This window comes from Marinomonas maritima (genome assembly GCF_024435075.2).
In the GTDB taxonomy this organism is placed as follows: domain Bacteria; phylum Pseudomonadota; class Gammaproteobacteria; order Pseudomonadales; family Marinomonadaceae; genus Marinomonas; species Marinomonas maritima.
In genome coordinates this window covers 252,076-273,468 of sequence record NZ_JAMZEG020000004.1, presented here as the reverse complement: position 1 = coordinate 273,468, position 21,393 = coordinate 252,076, and the positions used below count along the sequence as shown (strand labels likewise).

Sequence of the window (21,393 nt, the reverse complement as noted above, 5' to 3'; positions counted from 1 at the left end):
GAAATGATTCAAACAGAATCGATGCTTGATGTTGCAGATAACAGCGGCGCAAAGCGTGTTCAGTGTATTAAAGTACTGGGTGGCTCACATCGTCGTTATGCTGCTATCGGTGACATTATTAAAGTCACAGTGAAAGAAGCGATCCCTCGTGGTCGTGTTAAAAAAGGGCAGGTTCTTAACGCAGTTGTCGTTAGAACTAGGAAAGGTGTTCGTCGCTCTGATGGTTCCGTAATCCGTTTTGATGTAAACTCAGCGGTTTTATTGAATGCTTCAGGACAGCCACTTGGTACTCGTATCTTTGGCCCTGTAACACGTGAATTGCGTACAGAGCAATTCATGAAAATAGTTTCTCTTGCACCTGAAGTGCTGTAAGAGGGAGAGGGGACATTTATGCGTAAGATCAAACGTAACGACGAAATTATTGTGATTGCTGGGAAAGACAAAGGCAAGCGCGGTAAAGTTGTTAAGGTAGTAGACGACAGCCGAGTTCTAGTTTCTGGTATTAATACCGTTAAGAAACATGAAAAACCAAACCCTATGAAGGGTTCAACTGGCGGCATCGTTGAGCAAGAAGCACCTATTCAGGTTTCAAATGTAGCCATTTTTAATAGTGCTACTGGTAAAGCGGATCGCGTCGGCTTTAAGTTGAATGAAGATGGTACGAAAGTACGTATCTTTAAATCAAATAGTGAAGCGATCGACGCCTAAGAGCGAGAATTACAGCCATGGCGAGACTTAAGAAATTATATAAAGATCAAGTTGTAGGAACTCTAATTGAAGAGTTTAGTTACAAAAATGTGATGGAAGTGCCTAAAATCACTAAAATCACATTAAATATGGGTGTTGGTGAAGCTATCGCAGACAAGAAACTTCTTGAGCATGCGGTAAACGATCTTGAAGCACTTAGCGGCCAGAAAGTTGTAGTGACTAAGGCTCGTAAATCTGTAGCAGGCTTTAAAATCCGTGACGGTTATCCGATCGGTTGTAAAGTTACGCTACGTGGTGAGCGTATGTGGGATTTCTTTGACCGTTTGGTTGATGTTGCTATTCCGCGTATCCGTGACTTCCGTGGACTTAATCCAAAGTCTTTTGATGGTCGTGGTAACTACAGCATGGGTGTTAAAGAGCAGATCATCTTCCCAGAAATCGAGTATGATAAAGTGGATCGTGTGCGTGGTATGGATATTACCATTACAACGACTGCTCGTACCGACGAAGAAGGTCGTGCTTTGCTAGCCGCCTTTAGTTTCCCTTTCAAGAAATAAGAGGTAGGAATCATGGCTAAGACATCAATGATTCAGCGCGAAGCAAAACGCACTAAATTAGTAGCTAAGTACGCTGAAAAGCGTGCGGCTCTAAAAGCGATCATTAGCGACGTTAATGCATCGGACGATGAAAAGTGGGACGCATCGCTTAAATTACAAGCGCTGCCACGTGATTCATCTTCTTCTCGCCAACGTAACCGTTGTCAAATAACGGGCCGTCCTCATGGCGTTTATCGTAAGTTTGGTTTGTCAAGAATCAAATTGCGTGAAGCGGCTATGCGCGGTGACGTACCAGGTTTGAAGAAAGCAAGTTGGTAAGCAAGTAGAGCGCGATCATAATACATTGCAGAAAGAGGGGTGTTCATCAAATGCTGGACATCCCACTCTCTGCTGTGTACTATGCGCGAGCTCTATTTGCTGCACAATGTTTTTAAATTAGGAGCTCTTAAATGAGTATGCAAGATACCCTTGCGGATATGTTCACACGTATTCGTAATGCACAGATGGCTGCAAAGACCTCTGTGAGTATGCCTTCATCAAAAATGAAAGCATCGGTTGCTGTTGTTCTGCGCGAAGAAGGTTACGTAGGTGACTTTTCAGTAGACGACGCAATAAAACCGACACTAACCATCGAGTTGAAATACTACGAAGGAAAGCCGGTTATTGAACAAATCAAACGCGCATCTCGTCCAAGTTTGCGTCAATACAAAGGCACCGCAGCGCTACCTAAAGTAGAAGCGGGTCTTGGTGTTGCAATCATCTCTACCTCTAAAGGTGTGATGACAGACCGTGCAGCTCGCGCTGCTGGTATCGGTGGCGAAGTAATCTGCACAGTATTCTAGGAGTTAGTATGTCTCGAGTTGCTAATAGTCCCGTGACGCTTCCTAGTGGTGTAGATTTAACCCTAAATGGCCAAACTGTCGTTGTTAAAGGCGGTAAAGGTTCTTTAGAGTTTAATATTCACACAAGCGTACAGGTGTCTAAAGAAGAAAATGTTATTACCTTCGCTGCGCGCGATGGTGCAAAACAAAGCCGTGCCTTAGCTGGTACAACTCGTGCTTTGGTTAACAACATGGTTGTTGGTGTTAGTCAGGGTTTCGAAAAAAGATTGCTTCTTCAAGGTGTTGGTTACCGTGCTGCCCTTAAAGGCAATGTACTTAACCTATCTCTGGGTTTTTCTCATCCAGTAGATTATGAATTACCTGAAGGCATAACAGCTGAATGTGCTTCTCAAACAGAAATCGTGATCAGAGGTGCTGATAAACAAGCCGTTGGTCAGGTTGCTGCAGAAGTTCGCGGTTTCCGTCCGCCAGAGCCGTATAAAGGCAAAGGTGTTCGTTATGCTGACGAGATTATTCGTCGTAAAGAAGCTAAGAAGAAGTAGGTAGACATTCATGAACACTAAAAAACAATCTCGGATTCGTCGTGCACGCCGTGCGCGTTTGCATATTCGTGAGTTAGGTGCGAATCGTCTTACTGTACATCGCACACCACGCCATATGTATGCTCAAGTGATTTCTCCATGTGGTAGTAAAGTGCTTGCTAGCGCCTCTACTCTTGAAGAAGCTCTACGTGGTACAGCGACAGGTAACAAAGTTGCGGCGAAAGAAGTCGGTACTTTGATTGCTACTCGCGCTAAAGAAGCAGGTGTCACTTCGGTCGCTTTTGACCGTTCTGGCTTCAAATATCATGGTCGTGTTCAGGTTCTTGCTGACGCTGCACGTGAAGCCGGTCTAGAGTTCTAAGGGGTAGCAAATGGCGTTTAATGATCAACAAACTAGCGACCTCCAAGAGAAGCTAGTTCAAGTAAACCGCGTTGCGAAAGTTGTAAAGGGCGGACGTATCTTCTCTTTCACAGCTTTAACAGTTGTCGGTGATGGAAAGGGTAAGGTTGGCTTTGGTCGTGGTAAAGCGCGTGAAGTTCCTCAAGCTATTCAAAAAGCAATGGAACAAGCTCGCCGCAACATGATTTCTGTGAAGCTTAATGGTGATACGCTTCAGTATCCTGTCAAAGCCAATCACGGAGCATCTAAGGTTTATATGCAGCCTGCGTCTCAAGGTACTGGCATCATCGCCGGTGGTGCAATGCGTGCGGTTCTAGAAATCGCTGGCGTTCACAACGTATTGGCTAAATGTTACGGTTCTACAAACCCAGTAAACGTGGTTCGCGCTACGATTAAAGGTTTGCAGGATATGAAAGCACCTGAACAAATCGCGGCAAAACGCGGTAAGTCAGTCGATCAAATTTTGGGGTAATGTGTTATGGCGAATAATACCATCACAGTTCAACTAACCCGCAGCCCGATCGGTCGTCTTCCAAAGCACCGTGAAACTGTTAAAGGCTTGGGTTTGCGTAAAGTTGGCCAGACACGTGAGTTGGAAGATACTCCATCAGTACGTGGCATGGTTAATAAAGTTTATTACATGGTAAAAGTGGTAGGGGAATAATATGTTTTTAAATACACTTAGTCCTGCCGAAGGTAGCAAACATGCTCCTAAACGTGTTGGTCGCGGCATTGGTAGCGGCTTGGGCAAAACCGGCGGACGAGGCCATAAAGGTCTTAAATCTCGCTCTGGTGGCTCAGTAAAACCAGGTTTTGAAGGTGGTCAAATGCCTTTGCAGCGTCGTCTGCCAAAATTCGGTTTTACTTCACGTCAAGCGAAGTATGTTGCTGAAGTTCGTTTAAACGAACTTGCTGCTGTAAATGCTGAAGTTGTAGATTTAGCTGCTCTTAAAGGCGCTGACATTCTTGGTCATCAAATTAAGACCGCACGTGTAATTTTGTCTGGTTCAATCGACAAGGCCATTACAGTGCGTGGGCTTAAAGTGACTAAAGGTGCTCGTGCCGCTATTGAAGCAGCTGGCGGAAAAGTCGAGGAATAAATGGCAAAGCGTGGCTCACTACCTGCTGGGATGCAAAACGGATTAGGCGAGCTTTGGGCTCGTATTCGTTTTGTGTTTATAGCGATTATTGTATACCGAATCGGTGCGCACATTCCTGTCCCAGGTATTAACCCTGACAGATTGTCTGCATTGTTTGACCAAAATGAAGGCACTATTCTGAGTTTATTTAACGTATTCTCAGGGGGCGCGCTTGAACGCATGAGTATTTTTGCGCTCGGGATTTTGCCCTATATTTCTGCCTCTATTATTATGCAGTTATTGACGGTTGTGAGTCCGCAGCTAGAGCAGTTAAAGAAAGAAGGTGAGGCGGGTCGTCGCAAGATTACTCAATACACTCGTTATGGTACTGTGCTTCTTGCTCTTGTTCAGTCGGCCAGTATGGCTGTTGGCTTGGCAAGTCAAGGGATCTCATTTAGTAGCGGTATGGAATTCTATGCTGTTGCAGTTGTAACTCTTGTTGCTGGTACTGTTTTCTTGATGTGGTTAGGTGAGCAAGTTACTGAGAAGGGTATTGGTAATGGTATTTCCATTCTAATCTTCGCTGGTATTGTTGCTGGTCTTCCATCTGCTTTAGGTCGTTCGTTTGAGTCGGCTCGTCAAGGCGATATTAATATTCTTGCTTTGTTGTTGATTGGTATAATGGCTATTGCGACTATTGCGTTCGTTGTTTTCATCGAGCGTGGTCAGCGTCGTATTACGGTTAATTACGCTAAGCGTCAACAGGGTAAAAAAGTGTTTGCTGCACAGAAGAGTCATTTGCCTCTTAAAGTGAATATGGCTGGTGTTATACCTCCTATCTTTGCTTCAAGTATCCTTTTGTTTCCCGCTTCGATCGGCCAGTGGTTTGGTCAGGGTGATGGAATGGAATGGTTGCAAAATGTCTCTTTGGCACTGGCTCCTGGGCAACCGCTCTATGTGCTGTTGTTTGCGATAGCAATTGTTTTCTTTTGCTTTTTCTATACGGCGCTAGTGTTCAATCCTAAAGATGTGGCAGATAACTTGAAAAAATCCGGTGCTTTCTTGCCGGGTATTCGTCCAGGCGATCATACAGCTCGATATATTGATGGTGTAATGACTCGTTTGACACTCTTTGGTGCTTTATACATCACACTAGTGTCACTGATGCCTCAATTCTTTGTTGTTGCGTGGAATGTTCCATTCTACTTTGGCGGTACTTCTATGTTGATCGTAGTTGTTGTTGTCATGGACTTTATGTCGCAAGTACAAAGTCACTTGATGAGTCAGCAATATGAGTCGTTAATGAAGAAATCTAATCTGACTGGTTATGGTCCCAATGGCCTAATGCGCTAAGCGTTGGTTGGAGTTGAACATGAAAGTACGTGCATCTGTAAAGAAAATCTGTCGTAACTGTAAAATCGTGCGTCGTCACGGTTCAGTTCGAGTAATTTGCGTTGAGCCTCGTCACAAACAGCGTCAAGGTTAATAGCGAGTTAGCTCGATGATAGGAAAGGGTGGTTGATTTATGTCCTAAAGATAGGCATAATCAGCCGCCCTCATGAAAGTAAAGTGATGAATTATCATTTAATCATCAATAACAACGGAGTAAAATGAATGGCTCGTATAGCCGGTGTCAATATTCCTGACAATAAACATGCGGTCATTTCTCTGACTTACATCTTCGGAATTGGTCGCACCCGTTCGCGCGCTATTTGCGCTGCTACAGGTGTTACGGAAACTGCGAAAATAGGTTCTTTAAGTGATGATATCCTTGATGAACTTCGTGGCGAAGTTGCTAAGTACATTGTAGAGGGTGACTTACGTCGTGAAGTCAGTATGTCTATCAAACGTTTGATGGACTTAGGTTGTAACCGCGGGATTCGTCATCGCCGCAGCCTACCAGTTCGTGGTCAACGCACCAAAACGAACGCACGTACACGAAAAGGCCCTCGTAAGCCTATTCGTAAGTAATTTGAACGCGTTTCGCTCTAGTTACTAAGTTAATTAGAGCTGAGCATTAAATAGGAAAGTGCAATATGGCTAAGCCAGCTACGCGCAATACCAAGAAAAAAGTCAAAAAGACAGTTGTTGATGGCGTTGCTCATGTACACGCATCATTTAATAATACAATTGTGACTATCACCGATCGCCAAGGCAATGCTTTGTCTTGGGCTACTGCCGGTGGTTCTGGTTTTCGCGGTTCTCGAAAAAGTACACCTTTCGCAGCTCAAGTAGCAGCGGAACGTGCCGGTACTGTCGCACAAGAGTTCGGCCTTAAAAACGTTGACGTAATGATTAAGGGTCCTGGCCCTGGTCGTGAGTCCGCAGTTCGTGCATTGAATGCATTGGGCTTGCGTATCAATAACATCACAGATGTGACGCCAATTCCGCACAATGGTTGTCGTCCACCTAAGAAACGTCGCGTTTAACTGAGGAGACAGATACATGGCTCGTTATATAGGTCCAACTTGTAAGTTGTCTCGTCGTGAAGGTACCGACTTGCAATTGAAGAGCGGTTCACGCGCTCTTGAGTCAAAATGTAAAGCAGATACGGTTCCTGGTGTGCATGGTGCACGTCGTAGCCGCCTTTCTGATTACGGCTTGCAATTACGTGAGAAACAAAAAGTCCGTCGTATGTATGGCGTTCTTGAGAAACAATTTAGTAATTACTACAAATCTGCCGCTCGTCTAAAAGGCGCAACTGGTGAAAACCTTTTGCAATTTTTGGAATCACGTTTAGATAACGTTGTTTATCGTGCAGGTTTTGGCTCTACACGTGCGGAAGCTCGTCAACTAGTTGGTCATAAAGGCATTCTAGTTAACGGCGCTACGGTTAATATTGCGTCTTACCAAGTTAAAGCTGGTGATGTAGTGTCAATTCGTGAAAAAGCTAAGAAGCAATTGCGCGTACAAAGCGCACTAGAGCTATCTAAAGGTCGTGCACCGATCCATTGGATCGAAGTTGATTCAACTAAACTGGAAGCTACTTATAAAGCAGTTCCAGAGCGTGCCGATTTATCAGCTGAAATTAATGAGAACCTAATTGTCGAACTTTACTCTAAGTAAGTTGATAATTGGGATTAAGATATAGGTGGATCTATGCAGCGTTCAGTGAGCGAATTGTTAACCCCACGCAACATTGAAATTCAGGAAATAAGCAATACTCGCGCTAAAGTAACACTGCAACCGTTAGAACGTGGTTTTGGTCATACTTTGGGTAACGCGCTACGCCGTATTCTTCTGTCTTCAATGCCAGGTTGTGCGATTGTTGAAATTGAAATCGACGGTGTATTACACGAATACAGCGCAATCGAAGGGGTTAAAGAAGATGTAATTGAGATTCTTCTTAACCTGAAAGGAGTTGCGATCGCTCTACACGGGCAGGATGAAGCAACTCTTACTCTAAGTAAAAAGGGTCCTGGTATCGTAACAGCTGGAGATATTCAGTTGGTTGCTGATGCAGAGATTGCTAACCCTGACCATGTAATTGCGCACTTGGATGATACTGCTGAATTAACTATGCAGATCAAAGTCGCTCGTGGTCGTGGTTATGAGCCTGCTGATGCTCGTATTGCTGGCGACGATGAGACTCGTCCAATTGGTCGCTTGCAACTGGATGCCTCGTTTAGCCCTGTTCGACGTGTTGCTTACAGTGTTGATAATGCTCGTGTAGAGCAGCGTACAGATTTAGATAAGTTAGTCTTAGACATCGAATCTAATGGTACTATTGACCCTGAAGAAGCTATTCGTCGTGCAGCGACTATTCTACAACAACAGATTGCTGTGTTCGTCGCCCTTGAAAGCGAGAGTGAAGCGCCTGTTGTAGAAGAAGAGGATGAGATTGATCCAATTTTGCTACGCCCGGTTGATGATCTTGAATTGACCGTTCGCAGTGCTAACTGTTTAAAAGCAGAGAACATTTATTACATCGGTGATTTGATTCAACGTACTGAGGTTGAGCTTCTTAAGACGCCTAACCTAGGTAAGAAGTCGTTAACTGAAATCAAAGATGTTTTAGCACAGCGTGGTTTGTCTTTGGGAATGCGTTTAGAGAATTGGCCACCGGCTAGTTTGAAAGACGATAGCAAAGTTCTAGCTCGCTAGGTCATTGTTCCCTGACCACCGTAGTTTGGTAAGGAATGTAAAATGCGTCATCGTAAGAGTGGTCGTCACTTAAACCGTACTAGCTCACATCGTAAAGCGATGTTTAAAAACATGGCTGCTTCTTTGTTTGAGCACGAAGTTATTAAGACTACGTTGCCTAAAGCAAAAGAATTGCGTCGTGTTGCTGAGCCTTTGATTACATTGGCGAAAATTGATTCGGTTGCGAATCGTCGTCTAGCCTTTGCTCGTACTCGTAGTAAAGATGCAGTAGGTAAATTGTTTACTGAACTTGGTCCTCGTTACCAAGCTCGTCCTGGCGGTTACATTCGCATTTTAAAATGTGGATTCCGTACAGGTGACAATGCTCCTATGGCTTACGTTGAATTGGTCGATAGACCAGTAGCGGAAGCAGCTGAGTAATATCAGTTAGTAATAAAAAAGCCGAACTTCTTAGTTCGGCTTTTTTTTGCGTTTAAAAATATTATTCGTAGCCAATAAAAACACCCTATGAAATTTACGTCATAGGGTGTTTTTTGTTTTTTTATGGTTAAGGTTTTAGTTGAACATTAATTTTAAGAATCTGCCTGTGTGTGAATTATCTGCTTGAGCAATGTCCTCAGGTGTTCCTTCGGCAACTATATAGCCACCACCGCTACCACCTTCAGGTCCTAAATCGATCACCCAATCAGCTGTTTTTATAACATCTAAATTGTGCTCAATAACAACAACGGTATTACCGTGATCTCTAAGTCTATGAAGGACCTTTAGAAGTTGCTCAATATCGGCAAAATGCAATCCGGTAGTTGGTTCATCTAATATATACAAAGTTGCCCCAGTGTCCCTTTTAGATAATTCTTTTGCTAGTTTTACTCGTTGAGCTTCCCCACCTGAAAGCGTTGTTGCGGCCTGTCCTAAGCGAATATAACCTAGACCAACATCAACGAGTGTTTGTAATTTTCTGGCGATAGATGGAACGGGATCAAAGAACTCGCGCGCATCTTCAATCGTCATTTCTAGACATTGACGGATGTTTTTACCTTTGTAATGAATTTCTAAGGTTTCACGATTGTAACGTTTGCCTTTACACGTGTCGCAAGGTACATACACATCTGGAAGGAAGTGCATTTCTACCTTTATTACGCCATCTCCTTGACAGGCTTCACAGCGTCCACCTTTTACGTTGAAGCTAAAACGACCCGGTTTATAACCACGTGAACGAGCTTCTTGTGTTGCTGAGAAGAGTTCCCGCATGGGTGTGAAAATACCCGTGTAAGTGGCAGGATTAGAGCGAGGCGTCCGACCGATGGGGCTTTGGTCAATATCGACGCACTTATCAAATAGTTCTAGGCCGTCAATACGCTCATGGGGAGCGGCTTTTAATGTGGTTGCGCCATTAAGTGCAGTTGCTGCCAGCGGGTATAAAGTACCGTTTATAAGTGTTGACTTACCTGAGCCTGATACGCCTGTGACGCACGTCATTACGCCCACTGGGATTGTTAAGTCCACAGTGTTTAGGTTGTTGCCTGTTGCTCCTATTAGCTTAAGGAACTGTTTGTCTTTGGCTTGGTGTCGAATTGCTGGGATTTCAATTCTTCGTTTACCCGTCAGAAATTGCCCTGTAATGGATTCTGGGCAATCCATAATGTCTTGTGGTGTTCCGCTGGCGATGATTTGGCCGCCATGAACGCCGGCTCCTGGGCCAATATCGACAACAAAATCTGCAACACGAATGGCATCCTCGTCGTGTTCTACCACGATGACGGTATTGCCTAAATCTCTTAGTCTTGTGAGCGTCGCAATCAGACGTTCGTTATCCCTTTGGTGTAAGCCAATTGATGGCTCGTCAAGAATGTACATAACGCCGACCAGCCCTGCACCGATTTGGCTGGCAAGTCGAATGCGCTGAGCTTCGCCGCCTGATAGTGAATCGGCTTTACGGTCAAGAGTTAGGTATTCAAGACCTACGTTAACTAAGAATGTCAGCCTATCACGTATCTCTTTTAGTATTTTTGAGGCGATTTCACCACGAGAGCCTGGTAGTTCCAGTTTTTCGAAGTATTTTAAGCATTCTGCTATTGGATAGGTCACCACTTCAGGCAAGGTTTGTTCGGCAATGAAGACATTGCGTGCGGAACGATTTAGTCGAGATCCGTGGCACTCAGGACAAGATTGAACGCTTATGTATTGTGATAAGTCATCACGAACGCTGTCGGATTCTGTTTCATGATAACGTCGTTGTAAATTTGGAATGACACCTTCAAAAGAGTGTGAGCGAGTCATTTTATCGCCCCGCTCATTAATATAGACAAAGTCTATTTTGTCCTTTCCTGAGCCTTGTAATATACGTTTTTTAAAATCCTCTGGTATGTCCTGATATTTTGACTCGATATCGAAACTATAGTGCTTTGCTAAGGCGGTGAGTTGCTGGTAGTAGAAAATACTACGTCGTCCCCAGCCACGAATTGCTCCTTCTGCTAAAGTCAGCGTTTCATCATGAATGATTCTATCTGGATCAAACATTTGATGAGTACCAAGTCCATCACAAGTTTGGCAAGCACCGTTTGGGTTGTTAAAAGAAAAAAGGCGGGGCTCTAGTTCCGTTAAGCTGTACCCACAAACTGGACAGGCGAATTTACTGGAAAAAATATACTCTTCTTTGTCATCATCCATGTTGATGACTTTGGCAATGCCATCGGATAAACCAAGACAGGTTTCAAAGGACTCGGCTAGACGTAATTGTAGATCCGACCGTACCTTAAAGCGGTCAATGACAACTTCAATAGTGTGTTTTTTATTTTTTTCTAAAGTCGGTGCGTCGTCTAAATCCACGACGATGCCATCAATGCGTGCTCGAATAAAGCCTTTTGAAAGCAGGTCGCTAATAGTATGTAAGTGCTCACCTTTTCGATCCTTAACGATAGGAGCAAGCAGCATCATTTTAGTTTCTTCTGGTAGCGATATAACTTTATCGACCATTTGTGATATGGTTTGCGCCTCTAAAGGTTCACCATGATCTGGACAGCGAGGTTGTCCTGCTCGGGCAAATAACAGTCGCAGATAATCGTAAATTTCTGTTATTGTACCGACGGTTGATCTAGGGTTATGCGAGGTTGATTTTTGCTCAATAGAGATCGCTGGAGACAGACCTTCAATGTGGTCAATGTCAGGCTTTTCCATCATAGATAAAAACTGACGAGCGTATGTTGAGAGGGATTCTACATAACGGCGTTGCCCTTCGGCGTATAAAGTATCGAAGGCGAGCGAGGATTTACCTGAGCCTGATAGGCCAGTTATCACCACAAGTTTGTCTCTTGGGATGTCTAGGTCCACATTTTTAAGATTGTGAGTGCGGGCCCCGCGTATGGTAATGGTATCCATGAGTCTCCAATGTGACGTCGATCAACAGAAAAATCTGCTAGTAAATTAAATAACTGTCTATTTTTACAGTAGTTGAAATGGAGCTTCAACGGTATTTTCTATAAAATGAATATCTTTTTTCTTAATCCCTTAAGTTAAGTGGTTGTAACTTCCTTATGGATCTACTTGAACGTCGTTCTGTCCTTGCTTTAGCGCTGATCTATTTATTTAGAATGTTAGGTTTATTTCTCATCTTGCCTGTTATCGGTGTAGCGGCTGACGGATTAACGGGAGCAGATGCGGCTTTGATTGGCACTGCTATTGGTATATATGGACTTACGCAAGCGAGTCTGCAAATTCCGATGGGAATGTGGTCCGATAAAATAGGCCGTAAACGCGTGATCATCATCGGTCTTTTATTGTTTGCAATTGGCAGCCTAATTTGTGCGAATGCTAATGATATTATGGTATTGATACTGGGTCGAGCTGTTCAGGGCGCGGGTGCAATTGCCAGTACCTTGATGGCACTGCTAAGCGATGTGACGAGGGAACAAAACCGTACAAAAGCAATGGCAATCGTGGGTATTAGCATCGGGGCTTCCTTCATGTTGTCTTTGGTATTAGGGCCTTGGATTTTTGCTTTGGTTGGCCTTTCTGGTCTCTTCTACCTTTCTTTTGCTTTATCTTTACTGGGCATAATCTTGATTGTTTTCGCGGTGCCTAATATTGTTCAGCATACCTTTCGACGGGACACGACACCGAGTCTTGTGGCGCTAGGAATTGTCCTAAAAGACTCGAAATTACGTTTTTTAAACGTCAGTGTGCTGCTGTTACACGCGAGTTTAACCGCTCTGTTTGTGACCGTTCCTGGGTTGTTGATAGATCAATTTGGTTTGCCACTGTCGCAACACAGCTGGTTATACCTTGCCATCATGGGTTTTGCTTTTGCAGGTATGTTACCATTAGTGGTTATTGCTGAATCAAAAGGCAAAATGAAAGGTGTGCTCGTCGCGGTGCTTATTTTGTTGGGTGTAAGTTCAATATTGTTACAATGGGCTCCTTATCTTTGGGTCTTTGGCGTTTTGTTGTGGGCCTATTTTGTCGGCTTTAATTCATTAGAAGCGACATTGCCTTCACTGATTAGTAAATTGGCCCCTGTTGGTTACCGAGGCACGGCAATGGGCGTGTTTTCTACTCACCAATTTATGGGGTCCTTTTTGGGTGGTATTGGTGGCGGTTGGTTGCTACAAACCCATTCAAGCAGTGGCGTCTTTTGGGTTGTTGGTGTGATGTTTTTGGTTTGGTCGATGGTCGGTGTCGCTCAACCAGCTCCTCGTCAATTAAGCAGTCTAGCGTTTAGCTTACCCAACATGACGGATGAAGAAGTATCGAAATTGGCGGATCAACTTTCTGAAATCCAAGGAGTGGAAGGCATGCAAATTTTCAAAGATGAGCAAACTGCTTATCTTAAAGTCGATAAAAAATTATTAGATAAAGACACTTTGATGCGATTGGCACCACAAGTGACTCTTTAAAAACCTTATTCTATCTTTTAGTGGAGAACAACGTCATGGCGCGTGGAATAAACAAAGTAATTTTGATTGGTAACGCAGGCAATGATGCCGAAGTGCGTTTTATGCCATCGGGTGCAGCGGTTGCAAATGTAAACATCGCGACATCGGAAAGCTGGCGTGATAAGCAAACCGGTCAAATGCAAGAACGTACTGAATGGCACCGAGTGGCCTTTATGGATCGCGGCAATTTCCGATTGGGTCAGATTGCGGGTGATTTCATCAAAAAAGGTTCGAAAGTTTACGTTGAAGGTTCGTTGCGTACTCGTGAATGGGAAAAAGACGGCATTAAACGCTACACTACAGAAATCGTCGCTAACGAAATGCAATTATTAGATGGTCGTGGAGATGGCGGCAACGCAGGTCAGCAAGGCGGGTATGATGCCGCCGGTGGACAAGGCGGTTATGGCAATGCGCCACAACAAGCAGCACCTCAGCAAGGTGGTTACGGGCAAGCGCCAGCTGCGGCACCACAACAAGCGCCACAAGGTTTTAACCAGCCTCAAGCTGGCGGTTACGGTCAGGCTCCACAGCAAGCGCCAGCACCACAACAAGCTGCGCCGCAGTCTTTTGGTAGCTGGGGTAATGCCCCTCAACAAGCGCCTGCTCAAGCACCACAACAACGCGCTCCTCAACAGGCCGCTCCGCAACGTGCGCCAGCGCCAAAAGCACCTGAGCCGAAACCTCAGCAAGCACCAAACTTTGATGACTTTGACGACGATATTCCGTTTTAGGATATACAAGATTCATAATTGTTAATCTTAAGCTGAAGGCCTCTATTTTAGAGGCCTTTTTTTGCGTAGATTGATGCTTGTCAGTGCCTTTATAGCATCAGTCGTGACATGGATGGAGCAAATTGCGTGTTGAGAGCTAACGCGGCAGCGCCTACTGCGATTGACCACTCGCTTGTGTTTCCACGGAGTACAATAATTTCTTTATTTGACCCAATTCTGATGGGGTAAGGTCGTGCTGCTTCCATTAATAGCTGCAGTAACTCATCAGGTGCTGTCCCCGTAATAATAATCTCAGCAGGCGACAAAAGGGCGTCCAGAATTTGTAAGGATTGTCGAAGCCGTAGGGCCGCAGGTGCAACCCAACGCATCAATTCAGCAGAACGAGAGTCGATTAATGTTCGGATAATGTCATAACTCTTTGGCTCGTCTGATGATAAAGTCAGCTCACGACATAGTGCATCATAAGACAAATATTGCTCTAGGCACCCGTTTCGACCGCAATGACATTTAGATCCCGTTGGGTCGACTTGAATATGTCCAATTTCGCCTATATTGCCATAAGCACCTTGGTAAATAGTACCGTCTATGATTAATGCAGAGCCCAAGCCTGCACCAAAGTGTAATGTAGCAAAATCTGTTTGACCGCCATGATTTCCATGTAATTCTTCACCCATTGCAGCAGCGTTTGCATCATTACTTAAGGCAATAGGTAACGCTAGAACCTCCTTCAAATACGCCAATGAATCAGGTGTGCCCAGCTCGCTAAAGCTTGTTGGGCTATATTGATTATTATCAACATCGAAAGGCCCTGCCGCTGCGATGCCGCAGCCTAATATGTTGAGTGCCAAACTTTTCGTTGTTTGTTTTCCTATGGATATACCTTGAACAATAGTACGATGAATGCTCTCTATATTTTGCTCGTGCAAGGGTAAATTTAGGCTCCAGTCAATTTGCCCAAATACATCCGTCAGTACAAAATTCACCCAAGTGCGATCCACTTGAACGCCAAAGAAATGGGCTGCGTTTCGTTTCATCGATACACGAACTCCTGGATGGCCTCGCCCAACAGCGATCCCCGAACGCATATCAACCATTCCTAATTCATCTAATTTAGCGACGATATTTTGTACAGTTTGTCGCGATAGCGATGTCGATCTTGCAATATCAGCACGGGATAAAGGGCCTTGAGTACGAATAAGATCCAAAACCACGGCGCTGTTGTGGTCTTTGGCCTTGATTAGGTTTGTCCCCGACATTCGTGGTGTAACTTCTTTGGCTATAGTATCCATTTCTCTCTCTATTTCTACCTAATTGGTGATGCCTATATTAGTTGGTTTATTTATTAAATCAATTTGACAAAATAAAAAAAATGCGCGATCTTGTTTGCTTCTAACACGAAAATGGGGACGTAAAATGATAAAAAATAAAAAACTACTACTACCTGTGTCGGCATTAGCTTTGGCGTTGATGACTTCTGCCGCGGCAGCAGACACCAAGCTTAATGCGCTATTTATGAGCCAAGCGGCTTATAGTGAAGAAGATGTAAAGGCAATGGTTACAACGTTTGAGGAAAATAACTCTGGCATTACAGTCGAGCTAGAGTTTGTTCCTTATGAAGCGTTACACGATAAAATTATTACGTCTGCTGCCGCTGGCGACAGTGGATATGACGTTGTTTTGTACGATGTTGTTTGGCCTGCTGAATTTGCTGAGGGTGGATTCCTAACCGATTTAACCAGTCGTGTCCCCAAAAATGTAGGCAACAAAATTTTTGATGGTGCATGGACCACGGTTACTTATAACGACCGTATTTATGGTATGCCGTGGATTCTAGACACAAAGTACTTATTTTTTAACCGTGAGTTACTCGCGCAAGCAGGGATAGAAACACCTCCTACGACTTGGGCAGAGGTAATGGAACAGTCGCGTATTCTTAAAGATAAAGGGGTTGTTGAGTACCCTTTGGTTTGGAGCTGGTCTCAATCTGAAGCAATGATTTGTGATTACACGACATTGGTTGCGGCGAATGGCGGACATTTTTTCAAAGACGGCAAGCCAGCCTTTGATCAAGGTGGTGCACGAGCGGCGATTGACTACATGGTCACATCATTAAATGACGGGCTTACAAATCCAGCTTCAACTGAGTATTTCGAGGAAGATGTGCGTCGCGTATTTTCGAACGGAGAAGCGGCGTTTGCGATGAATTGGACTTATATGAATGCTCTGGTTAATGACCCTACCGAAAGTAAGGTAGCAGGTAAAGTGGGTGTGATGCCGGCTCCAGGTGTGGAGGGTATTTCTACGGCTTCTGCTGTCAACGGGTCAATGGGCCTAGGCATCCCTTCAAACAGTCCACATCAGGATGAAGCTTGGGCTCTTATTTCGTATTTAACCTCGAAAAACGTTCAGGAAAATTATGCCAAGCTTAGTCTGCCAGTATGGAAGGATTCATATAGTGTGGCGTCAGTAACAAATGGTCAGGAGGAGTTGGTTGCAGCAGCAAGTAAAGCCATTGCTGTTATGTCACCGCGTCCAGTTGTACCTGCCTACACTGAAGTGTCAAACATACTGCAAAAGCATTTACACAGTATCTTATTAGGTCAGGAGTCGACAGACGATGCATTGGCTGATGCGGCCAAGCGTGTATCGCGCATTCGCTAAAGTTAAAAATCGTGTATCGGGAACCTGAATTATTATGATAATAAAAAAATCGTTAGAAAAGTGGGTGCTGCTAAGCCCTGCTCTAGTGGTACTTGGGTTGGTTACCCTCGTGCCGTTTGTCCAGACTTTGTGGCTCAGTTTTACCGATACGCGTATTACAGCTATCACCAAACCGATCAGTTGGATCGGTCTGGAGAACTATATTTATGCGCTGACTGATCCTGATTTTATTGAAGCGCTGGGGCGAACAATGTATTTCACACTTACGTCTGTAGGTGCTGAAGGTATTTTGGGTGTTGGGGTTGCTTTATTGCTTAACCAAAAATTTCCAGGACGAAACATTTTACGTGTATTGATCATTTTGCCATGGGCGGTGCCAACGATTGTCAATGCTGTGATGTGGCGATTAATTTATCACCCTGAATATGGGGCATTAAATTCTATGCTTTGGCAAATGGGCATTATTACTGAATATCAGAGCTGGTTGGGTGACCCAGACCGCGCTTTAAATATGATAATTTTTGCCGATGTTTGGAAGAACTTTCCATTGGTAGCCTACATCGCACTTGCTGCATTGCAAACCGTACCGGCGGACTTGCTTCAAGCGTCACGAATTGAAGGGGCAGGTCCATGGCGTCGTTTTCGAACGATTACGTTACCTTGGATCTTCGGACCGCTTCTGGTGGTGCTGATCCTTAGGACAATTGAAGCCTTCCGGGTGTTTGATATTGTCTACGTCATGACCCGTGGTGGTCCATCAGATAGCACTAAAACAGCCAGTTTCTTTGTTTATCAGGAATACTTTAGCTATCTCAGATCGGGAAGTGGTGCCTCCTACGCGGTACTTTTGGCCGCTATTAGTGCGGTACTAATTACAATCTACTATATAGGCGCACGTCGTCAGGTGCAGGGGTAATATGTAAATGAAAAATACCACCCTTCAGACATTTGGATTGATTGCTTTATCTGTTCTTTTGGCGGCCTTTACATTGGCTCCTTTAGTCTGGTTAGTGATTATGAGTGTATCAAGCGCGTCAGAACTAACGGCCAAACCTCTTATTTGGTGGCCCAGCGAAATAGATCTTTCGCGCTATGGCGATCTTTTGAATATTCAGTCAGGGAGCGGCGAGCGTTTTTTAATGGCCCTTCGAAACAGCCTCATGACAGCTCTTACGGCGACGTTACTGGCGCTTATAGTGGCCGTGCCCGCCGCGTTTGCATTCTCTCGTCGTGGCGCATCTTTGCTTTTGTTGTTTGGTTTTTTGGCAACAATTATGATGCCACCGATTACGTATGTGTTGCCGCTTTATGACATTTTTGGCTCGGTTGGCCTACTAAACAGTTCGACCGCGTTAGCCATCGTTTATTGTGCGATGTTGTTGCCATTCGCAACGTGGCTGATGAAAAGTAATTTCGACGCTATACCTGCTGAATTGGATCAAGCGTCCATGGTAGAGGGCGCCAGCACCTTTTATACGTTGCGTCGTGTGGTGTTACCATTGGCGTTACCTGCTATTGCAGCAACCTTTATGCTGTCATTTCTAGCTGCGTGGGATGAGTTCTTTTATGCCCTGATTTTTACCAGTGATCTAACCGCTAAAACCCTGCCTGTCGCCATTGCCGACTTTACCGCTGGTCGAGTGACTGACTATGGCGTTATTGCGGCTGTGGGTGTTCTTGCATCACTGCCTCCTGCGATTGTCGCAATGTGCTTTCAACGTTTCATCGTGTCCGGCCTTGCGGCGGGCAGTGTCAAAGGATAATTAGAATGTCTCAAATAACCAAAACTTATGATTCTAGTAAAAAGGATGCACCTATTCTGACGGTGAGTCATCTTACTAAAAGTTACGATCAGACTCAGATTTTGAAAGACATTAATCTGACCATGCCAAAAGGTGAGTTTCTTGTTTTAGTTGGCCCTTCCGGCTGTGGTAAATCTACTTTGCTTAGTTGTATTGGTGGGCTGACGGAAATAACGTCGGGTACTTTGGAGATTGCAGATCGAGATGTATCCAATATGGCGCCAGCGAAACGCGACATTGCTATGGTGTTTCAATCCTATGCGTTGTTTCCAAACTTAACCGTCGCTGACAATATTGCCTATGGATTAGATGTAAGAGGTATTGACCGCGAAACCCGTGAAGCGGCTGTTTTGCGGGTTGCTGATATGTTGAATATGGCTCATTTATTGGATCGTAAGCCCGTTCAACTGTCTGGTGGACAGCGTCAGCGTGTTGCCATGGGTCGAGCGTTGGTGCGGGAGCCTCAATTATTCCTGTTTGATGAACCTCTCTCCAACCTGGACGCGAAACTGCGCTTTACTATGCGTACTGAAATCAAGCGGCTGCATCAGAAATTAGGCGCTTCTATCATTTATGTTACTCATGACCAGATCGAAGCGATGACGTTGGCGACGAGTATCGTGGTTATGCGCGGTGGCGTAATACAGCAAATAGGAACCCCTCGAGAGGTGTACGATTACCCCGCTAATGCCTTTGTTGCAGATTTTATGGGTGCTCCGGCAATGAATCTAATACATGCACAGGTAACATATCACTCAGGCGGTTTGGATATTTGTATCGCCCGACCCGATGGGCAGCCTGATCTAATCTTGCACGATGCTTTACCACCCGCGACTTTACTAAAGTCGGTTAACCGCCATGTGTTATTTGGGATTCGCCCTGAGGCAATTACCGACCGTGTACCTGACGGCGATAGGAAGGAACTTCGAACCTGTCTGCTTAATGTAGTCGAGCCTACGGGATCTGATACTTATGCAGTGATCAAAGTTAGTCAAGGTGAAGTCATTGCTCGTCTGCATGGTCAGTCTGAAGTCGTTGCTGGTCAGTCAGTTGATTTGGCGTTTGACATGTCCCGAGTTTCTTATTTTGACCCTGAATCTGAGGTGCGCCTGTGAGTTTTACTTTACTTGCTGATATCGGTGGAACGAATACTCGTTTTGTTTTGGCTAAAGAAGGCCATGGCATTTTATCTGACAGCTATGAAGCCTTTCCAAATAGCGGTGCGAGTAGTCCTGAAGTTCTCATTCAACGCTATTTTCAGAATCAAGGAATTGAGTCCTGTAAACAGGTTGTTCTGGCTTTGGCAGCCCCGACTTATGGGGAAGAAATTGTCCTGACTAACCATGATTGGCGCTTTACTATCAAAAGCATATCCGCGGTGTCTGGTGCGCAAGATGTTCGCTTTATTAATGACTTAGAAGCGTTAGGGTACGGGTTGTCGGCATTAAAATCTGAGCAATTGCAGCATCTCGCCGGGCCGTCAATTTCAGGAAAAAATGGCCCTCGAGTGGTTGTTGGTGCAGGCACAGGGTTCAATGCGGCTATTGTAACTCAAGCCGCCAATGGTGATCATCATGTTAAGGCGATGGAAGTTGGACATATGACGCTAACGGTAGAGACTCAGGATGAATTTGATTTGTGGCAATATTTGGCCCAAGGACGTGAAAGGGCATCCGTTGAACGTGCGCTTTCGGGTCTTGGTATCGAACAGATTTATCAATGGCATTGCCAAAAAAATGCGTATAAACCCTTACATATTAATGCTCAGAGTATTTCTTCCGCCGCGTTGAATAAGACAGACCCTATGGCTGAAAAAGCAATGCAAACGTTTGTCCACATTTATGCTCGTACCGTTGGCGATCTTGCGTTGGCGTTTTTACCTAAGGGTGGAATATTTTTGTCTGGTAGCGTTACTCGTGCCATGGCGCCTTGGTTGCAAGGTTCAGGCTTTTTCGATTGTTTTTTAGCTAAAGGCCGTCAGCGCGACTTAATGCGTCAGTTTCCCATTTATATACTACAAGATGATCAGGCAGCCCTGCTAGGGTGTGAAATTGCAGCGAACTACGATAGAAATTAGCAAGAAAAAAGGGAACCTATCAATACCGAAAAAATGAATACAATTAACATATTGACCTCTTTTTGTTATTGATTATGGTTCGTCTGAGTCTTGTTGGAACGTATCTGGCGTATAACGTTGGAATGAATTTATAGAGAGTTATTATGCGCATAGTCGTTTTGAAAAATGCTCAAGCCGTCGCTGAATTCGCCGCGAATCATATTATTGCATTACTCAATAAAAAGTCGCATAGCGTATTGGGTTTGGCGACTGGCTCGACGCCTATCAGATTATACAAGCAGCTTATTCAGGCCAATGAGCAAAAAAAAGTAAGTTATAAAAATGTGACGACGTTTAATTTAGATGAATATTTAGGACTTTCTGGTACCCACTTGCAAAGCTATCGCCACTTTATGAATCATTACTTTTTTGATCATATAGACATTAATAAAGAAGATACCTTTTTGCCAAAAGGTATCACTTCCGATCCAATGTTAGCCTGTGCTGAATACGAAAAGAAAATCAAAGAGAAAGGCGGTATTGATATACAGCTGTTAGGGGTAGGGAGTAACGGTCATATTGGATTTAATGAGCCTAGTTCAAGTCTCGCCAGTAGAACTCGTATTAAGGCATTGTCAGAAGATACGATTGCTGCGAACAAGCGCTTTTTCGCTGTTGATGAATTTCAGCCTAGCTTGTCAATTACCATGGGTATTGGAACGATATTGGAATCACGTGAAATAATTTTACTGGCAACAGGTTCCAATAAAGCTGAAGCAATCAGAAACACCATTGAAGGGCCTGTCGCTGCCAGTTGTCCTGCCTCGATATTACAAATGCATCAACACGTTATGATTGTTATAGATGAAGAGGCCGCACAAAATTTAAAAGATCTGACATTTTATAAGCACATTGAGCGCGAAAATCAACGGCTTGCCTCATCGTCATACTGTGACCTTGAAGCCTAACGGTCGTTAGTT

General features: G+C 44.4%; 27 protein-coding genes. 25 read left to right on the top strand and 2 right to left on the bottom strand.

Annotation, left to right across the window (positions count from 1 at the left end; all coding sequences use genetic code 11):
- The first annotated feature begins 3 nt into the window (after positions 1-3).
- The 17 genes from rplN to rplQ all read left to right on the top strand — a co-directional run bounded on the left by rplN (position 4) and on the right by rplQ (position 8,652).
- Positions 4-372 (top strand): 50S ribosomal protein L14, encoded by a 369-nt coding sequence (rplN, locus tag M3I01_RS16440; RefSeq protein WP_112135157.1) that lies wholly within the window; start codon positions 4-6, stop codon positions 370-372.
- A gap of 18 nt (positions 373-390) precedes the next feature.
- Entirely contained in the window at positions 391-708 is a 318-nt protein-coding gene (gene rplX, locus M3I01_RS16435) for a 50S ribosomal protein L24 (protein WP_112135155.1), read from the top strand.
- A gap of 17 nt (positions 709-725) precedes the next feature.
- A complete protein-coding gene (rplE, locus tag M3I01_RS16430; protein WP_255897006.1) occupies positions 726-1,265 on the top strand; it encodes a 50S ribosomal protein L5 in 540 nt (179 codons plus the stop codon).
- Between the two features lie 12 nt (positions 1,266-1,277).
- The gene (gene rpsN / locus M3I01_RS16425; RefSeq protein ID WP_112135151.1) at positions 1,278-1,583 is read left to right on the top strand and encodes a 30S ribosomal protein S14; all 306 of its coding nucleotides are present in this window, start codon (positions 1,278-1,280) and stop codon (positions 1,581-1,583) included.
- Positions 1,584-1,714: 131 nt separating this feature from the next.
- Positions 1,715-2,107, top strand: coding sequence for a 30S ribosomal protein S8 (gene rpsH, locus M3I01_RS16420; RefSeq protein WP_255897005.1), 393 nt, complete (start codon positions 1,715-1,717; stop codon positions 2,105-2,107).
- A gap of 8 nt (positions 2,108-2,115) precedes the next feature.
- Complete coding sequence (gene rplF / locus M3I01_RS16415) at positions 2,116-2,649, top strand: 50S ribosomal protein L6 (RefSeq protein WP_255897004.1); 534 nt, start codon at positions 2,116-2,118, stop codon at positions 2,647-2,649.
- A 10-nt stretch (positions 2,650-2,659) separates the two neighbouring features.
- Positions 2,660-3,010, top strand: coding sequence for a 50S ribosomal protein L18 (gene rplR / locus M3I01_RS16410; protein WP_112135146.1), 351 nt, complete (start codon positions 2,660-2,662; stop codon positions 3,008-3,010).
- A gap of 10 nt (positions 3,011-3,020) precedes the next feature.
- On the top strand, positions 3,021-3,521 hold the full coding sequence (gene rpsE / locus M3I01_RS16405) for a 30S ribosomal protein S5 (RefSeq protein WP_255897003.1): 501 nt from the start codon (positions 3,021-3,023) through the stop codon (positions 3,519-3,521).
- A 6-nt stretch (positions 3,522-3,527) separates the two neighbouring features.
- Positions 3,528-3,713 (top strand): 50S ribosomal protein L30, encoded by a 186-nt coding sequence (gene rpmD, locus M3I01_RS16400; protein WP_012071918.1) that lies wholly within the window; start codon positions 3,528-3,530, stop codon positions 3,711-3,713.
- Position 3,714: 1 nt separating this feature from the next.
- Positions 3,715-4,149 (top strand): 50S ribosomal protein L15, encoded by a 435-nt coding sequence (gene rplO, locus M3I01_RS16395; protein ID WP_255897002.1) that lies wholly within the window; start codon positions 3,715-3,717, stop codon positions 4,147-4,149.
- A complete protein-coding gene (gene secY / locus M3I01_RS16390) occupies positions 4,150-5,481 on the top strand; it encodes a preprotein translocase subunit SecY (protein ID WP_112135142.1) in 1,332 nt (443 codons plus the stop codon).
- A gap of 19 nt (positions 5,482-5,500) precedes the next feature.
- Complete coding sequence (gene rpmJ / locus M3I01_RS16385) at positions 5,501-5,614, top strand: 50S ribosomal protein L36 (RefSeq protein ID WP_084546001.1); 114 nt, start codon at positions 5,501-5,503, stop codon at positions 5,612-5,614.
- 128 nt (positions 5,615-5,742) lie between these two features.
- A complete protein-coding gene (gene rpsM / locus M3I01_RS16380) occupies positions 5,743-6,099 on the top strand; it encodes a 30S ribosomal protein S13 (protein WP_112135140.1) in 357 nt (118 codons plus the stop codon).
- A 65-nt stretch (positions 6,100-6,164) separates the two neighbouring features.
- A complete protein-coding gene (gene rpsK / locus M3I01_RS16375; RefSeq protein ID WP_012071913.1) occupies positions 6,165-6,557 on the top strand; it encodes a 30S ribosomal protein S11 in 393 nt (130 codons plus the stop codon).
- A gap of 16 nt (positions 6,558-6,573) precedes the next feature.
- The gene (rpsD, locus tag M3I01_RS16370) at positions 6,574-7,194 is read left to right on the top strand and encodes a 30S ribosomal protein S4 (protein ID WP_112135138.1); all 621 of its coding nucleotides are present in this window, start codon (positions 6,574-6,576) and stop codon (positions 7,192-7,194) included.
- A gap of 33 nt (positions 7,195-7,227) precedes the next feature.
- Positions 7,228-8,232, top strand: coding sequence for a DNA-directed RNA polymerase subunit alpha (locus tag M3I01_RS16365; protein WP_255896996.1), 1,005 nt, complete (start codon positions 7,228-7,230; stop codon positions 8,230-8,232).
- A gap of 42 nt (positions 8,233-8,274) precedes the next feature.
- The gene (rplQ, locus tag M3I01_RS16360) at positions 8,275-8,652 is read left to right on the top strand and encodes a 50S ribosomal protein L17 (protein ID WP_024023505.1); all 378 of its coding nucleotides are present in this window, start codon (positions 8,275-8,277) and stop codon (positions 8,650-8,652) included.
- 135 nt (positions 8,653-8,787) lie between these two features.
- On the opposite strand, the gene uvrA is transcribed toward rplQ, so the two are convergent.
- The gene (uvrA, locus tag M3I01_RS16355; protein ID WP_255896993.1) at positions 8,788-11,610 is read right to left on the bottom strand and encodes an excinuclease ABC subunit UvrA; all 2,823 of its coding nucleotides are present in this window, start codon (positions 11,608-11,610) and stop codon (positions 8,788-8,790) included.
- A gap of 155 nt (positions 11,611-11,765) precedes the next feature.
- On the opposite strand from uvrA, the gene M3I01_RS16350 reads away from it, so the two are divergent.
- Entirely contained in the window at positions 11,766-13,124 is a 1,359-nt protein-coding gene (locus M3I01_RS16350; RefSeq protein ID WP_255896992.1) for an MFS transporter, read from the top strand.
- Between the two features lie 35 nt (positions 13,125-13,159).
- A complete protein-coding gene (gene ssb, locus M3I01_RS16345) occupies positions 13,160-13,894 on the top strand; it encodes a single-stranded DNA-binding protein (RefSeq protein ID WP_255896991.1) in 735 nt (244 codons plus the stop codon).
- Positions 13,895-13,983: 89 nt separating this feature from the next.
- On the opposite strand, the gene M3I01_RS16340 is transcribed toward ssb, so the two are convergent.
- Complete coding sequence (locus tag M3I01_RS16340; RefSeq protein WP_255896990.1) at positions 13,984-15,183, bottom strand: ROK family transcriptional regulator; 1,200 nt, start codon at positions 15,181-15,183, stop codon at positions 13,984-13,986.
- 124 nt (positions 15,184-15,307) lie between these two features.
- On the opposite strand from M3I01_RS16340, the gene M3I01_RS16335 reads away from it, so the two are divergent.
- The 6 genes from M3I01_RS16335 (at position 15,308) to nagB (ending at position 21,381) form a co-directional block, all read left to right on the top strand.
- The gene (locus M3I01_RS16335) at positions 15,308-16,555 is read left to right on the top strand and encodes an extracellular solute-binding protein (RefSeq protein ID WP_255896989.1); all 1,248 of its coding nucleotides are present in this window, start codon (positions 15,308-15,310) and stop codon (positions 16,553-16,555) included.
- 34 nt (positions 16,556-16,589) lie between these two features.
- Positions 16,590-17,471, top strand: a complete 882-nt coding sequence (locus M3I01_RS16330) for a carbohydrate ABC transporter permease (RefSeq protein ID WP_255896987.1) — start codon at positions 16,590-16,592, stop codon at positions 17,469-17,471.
- A gap of 7 nt (positions 17,472-17,478) precedes the next feature.
- On the top strand, positions 17,479-18,318 hold the full coding sequence (locus M3I01_RS16325) for a carbohydrate ABC transporter permease (protein WP_255896985.1): 840 nt from the start codon (positions 17,479-17,481) through the stop codon (positions 18,316-18,318).
- A 5-nt stretch (positions 18,319-18,323) separates the two neighbouring features.
- The gene (locus M3I01_RS16320; RefSeq protein ID WP_255896984.1) at positions 18,324-19,472 is read left to right on the top strand and encodes an ABC transporter ATP-binding protein; all 1,149 of its coding nucleotides are present in this window, start codon (positions 18,324-18,326) and stop codon (positions 19,470-19,472) included.
- On the top strand, positions 19,469-20,434 hold the full coding sequence (locus M3I01_RS16315; RefSeq protein WP_255896983.1) for a glucokinase: 966 nt from the start codon (positions 19,469-19,471) through the stop codon (positions 20,432-20,434). Before M3I01_RS16320 ends, M3I01_RS16315 begins: the two co-directional genes overlap by 4 nt.
- 143 nt (positions 20,435-20,577) lie before the next feature.
- On the top strand, positions 20,578-21,381 hold the full coding sequence (gene nagB / locus M3I01_RS16310; protein ID WP_255896982.1) for a glucosamine-6-phosphate deaminase: 804 nt from the start codon (positions 20,578-20,580) through the stop codon (positions 21,379-21,381).
- Positions 21,382-21,393: the final 12 nt, after the last annotated feature.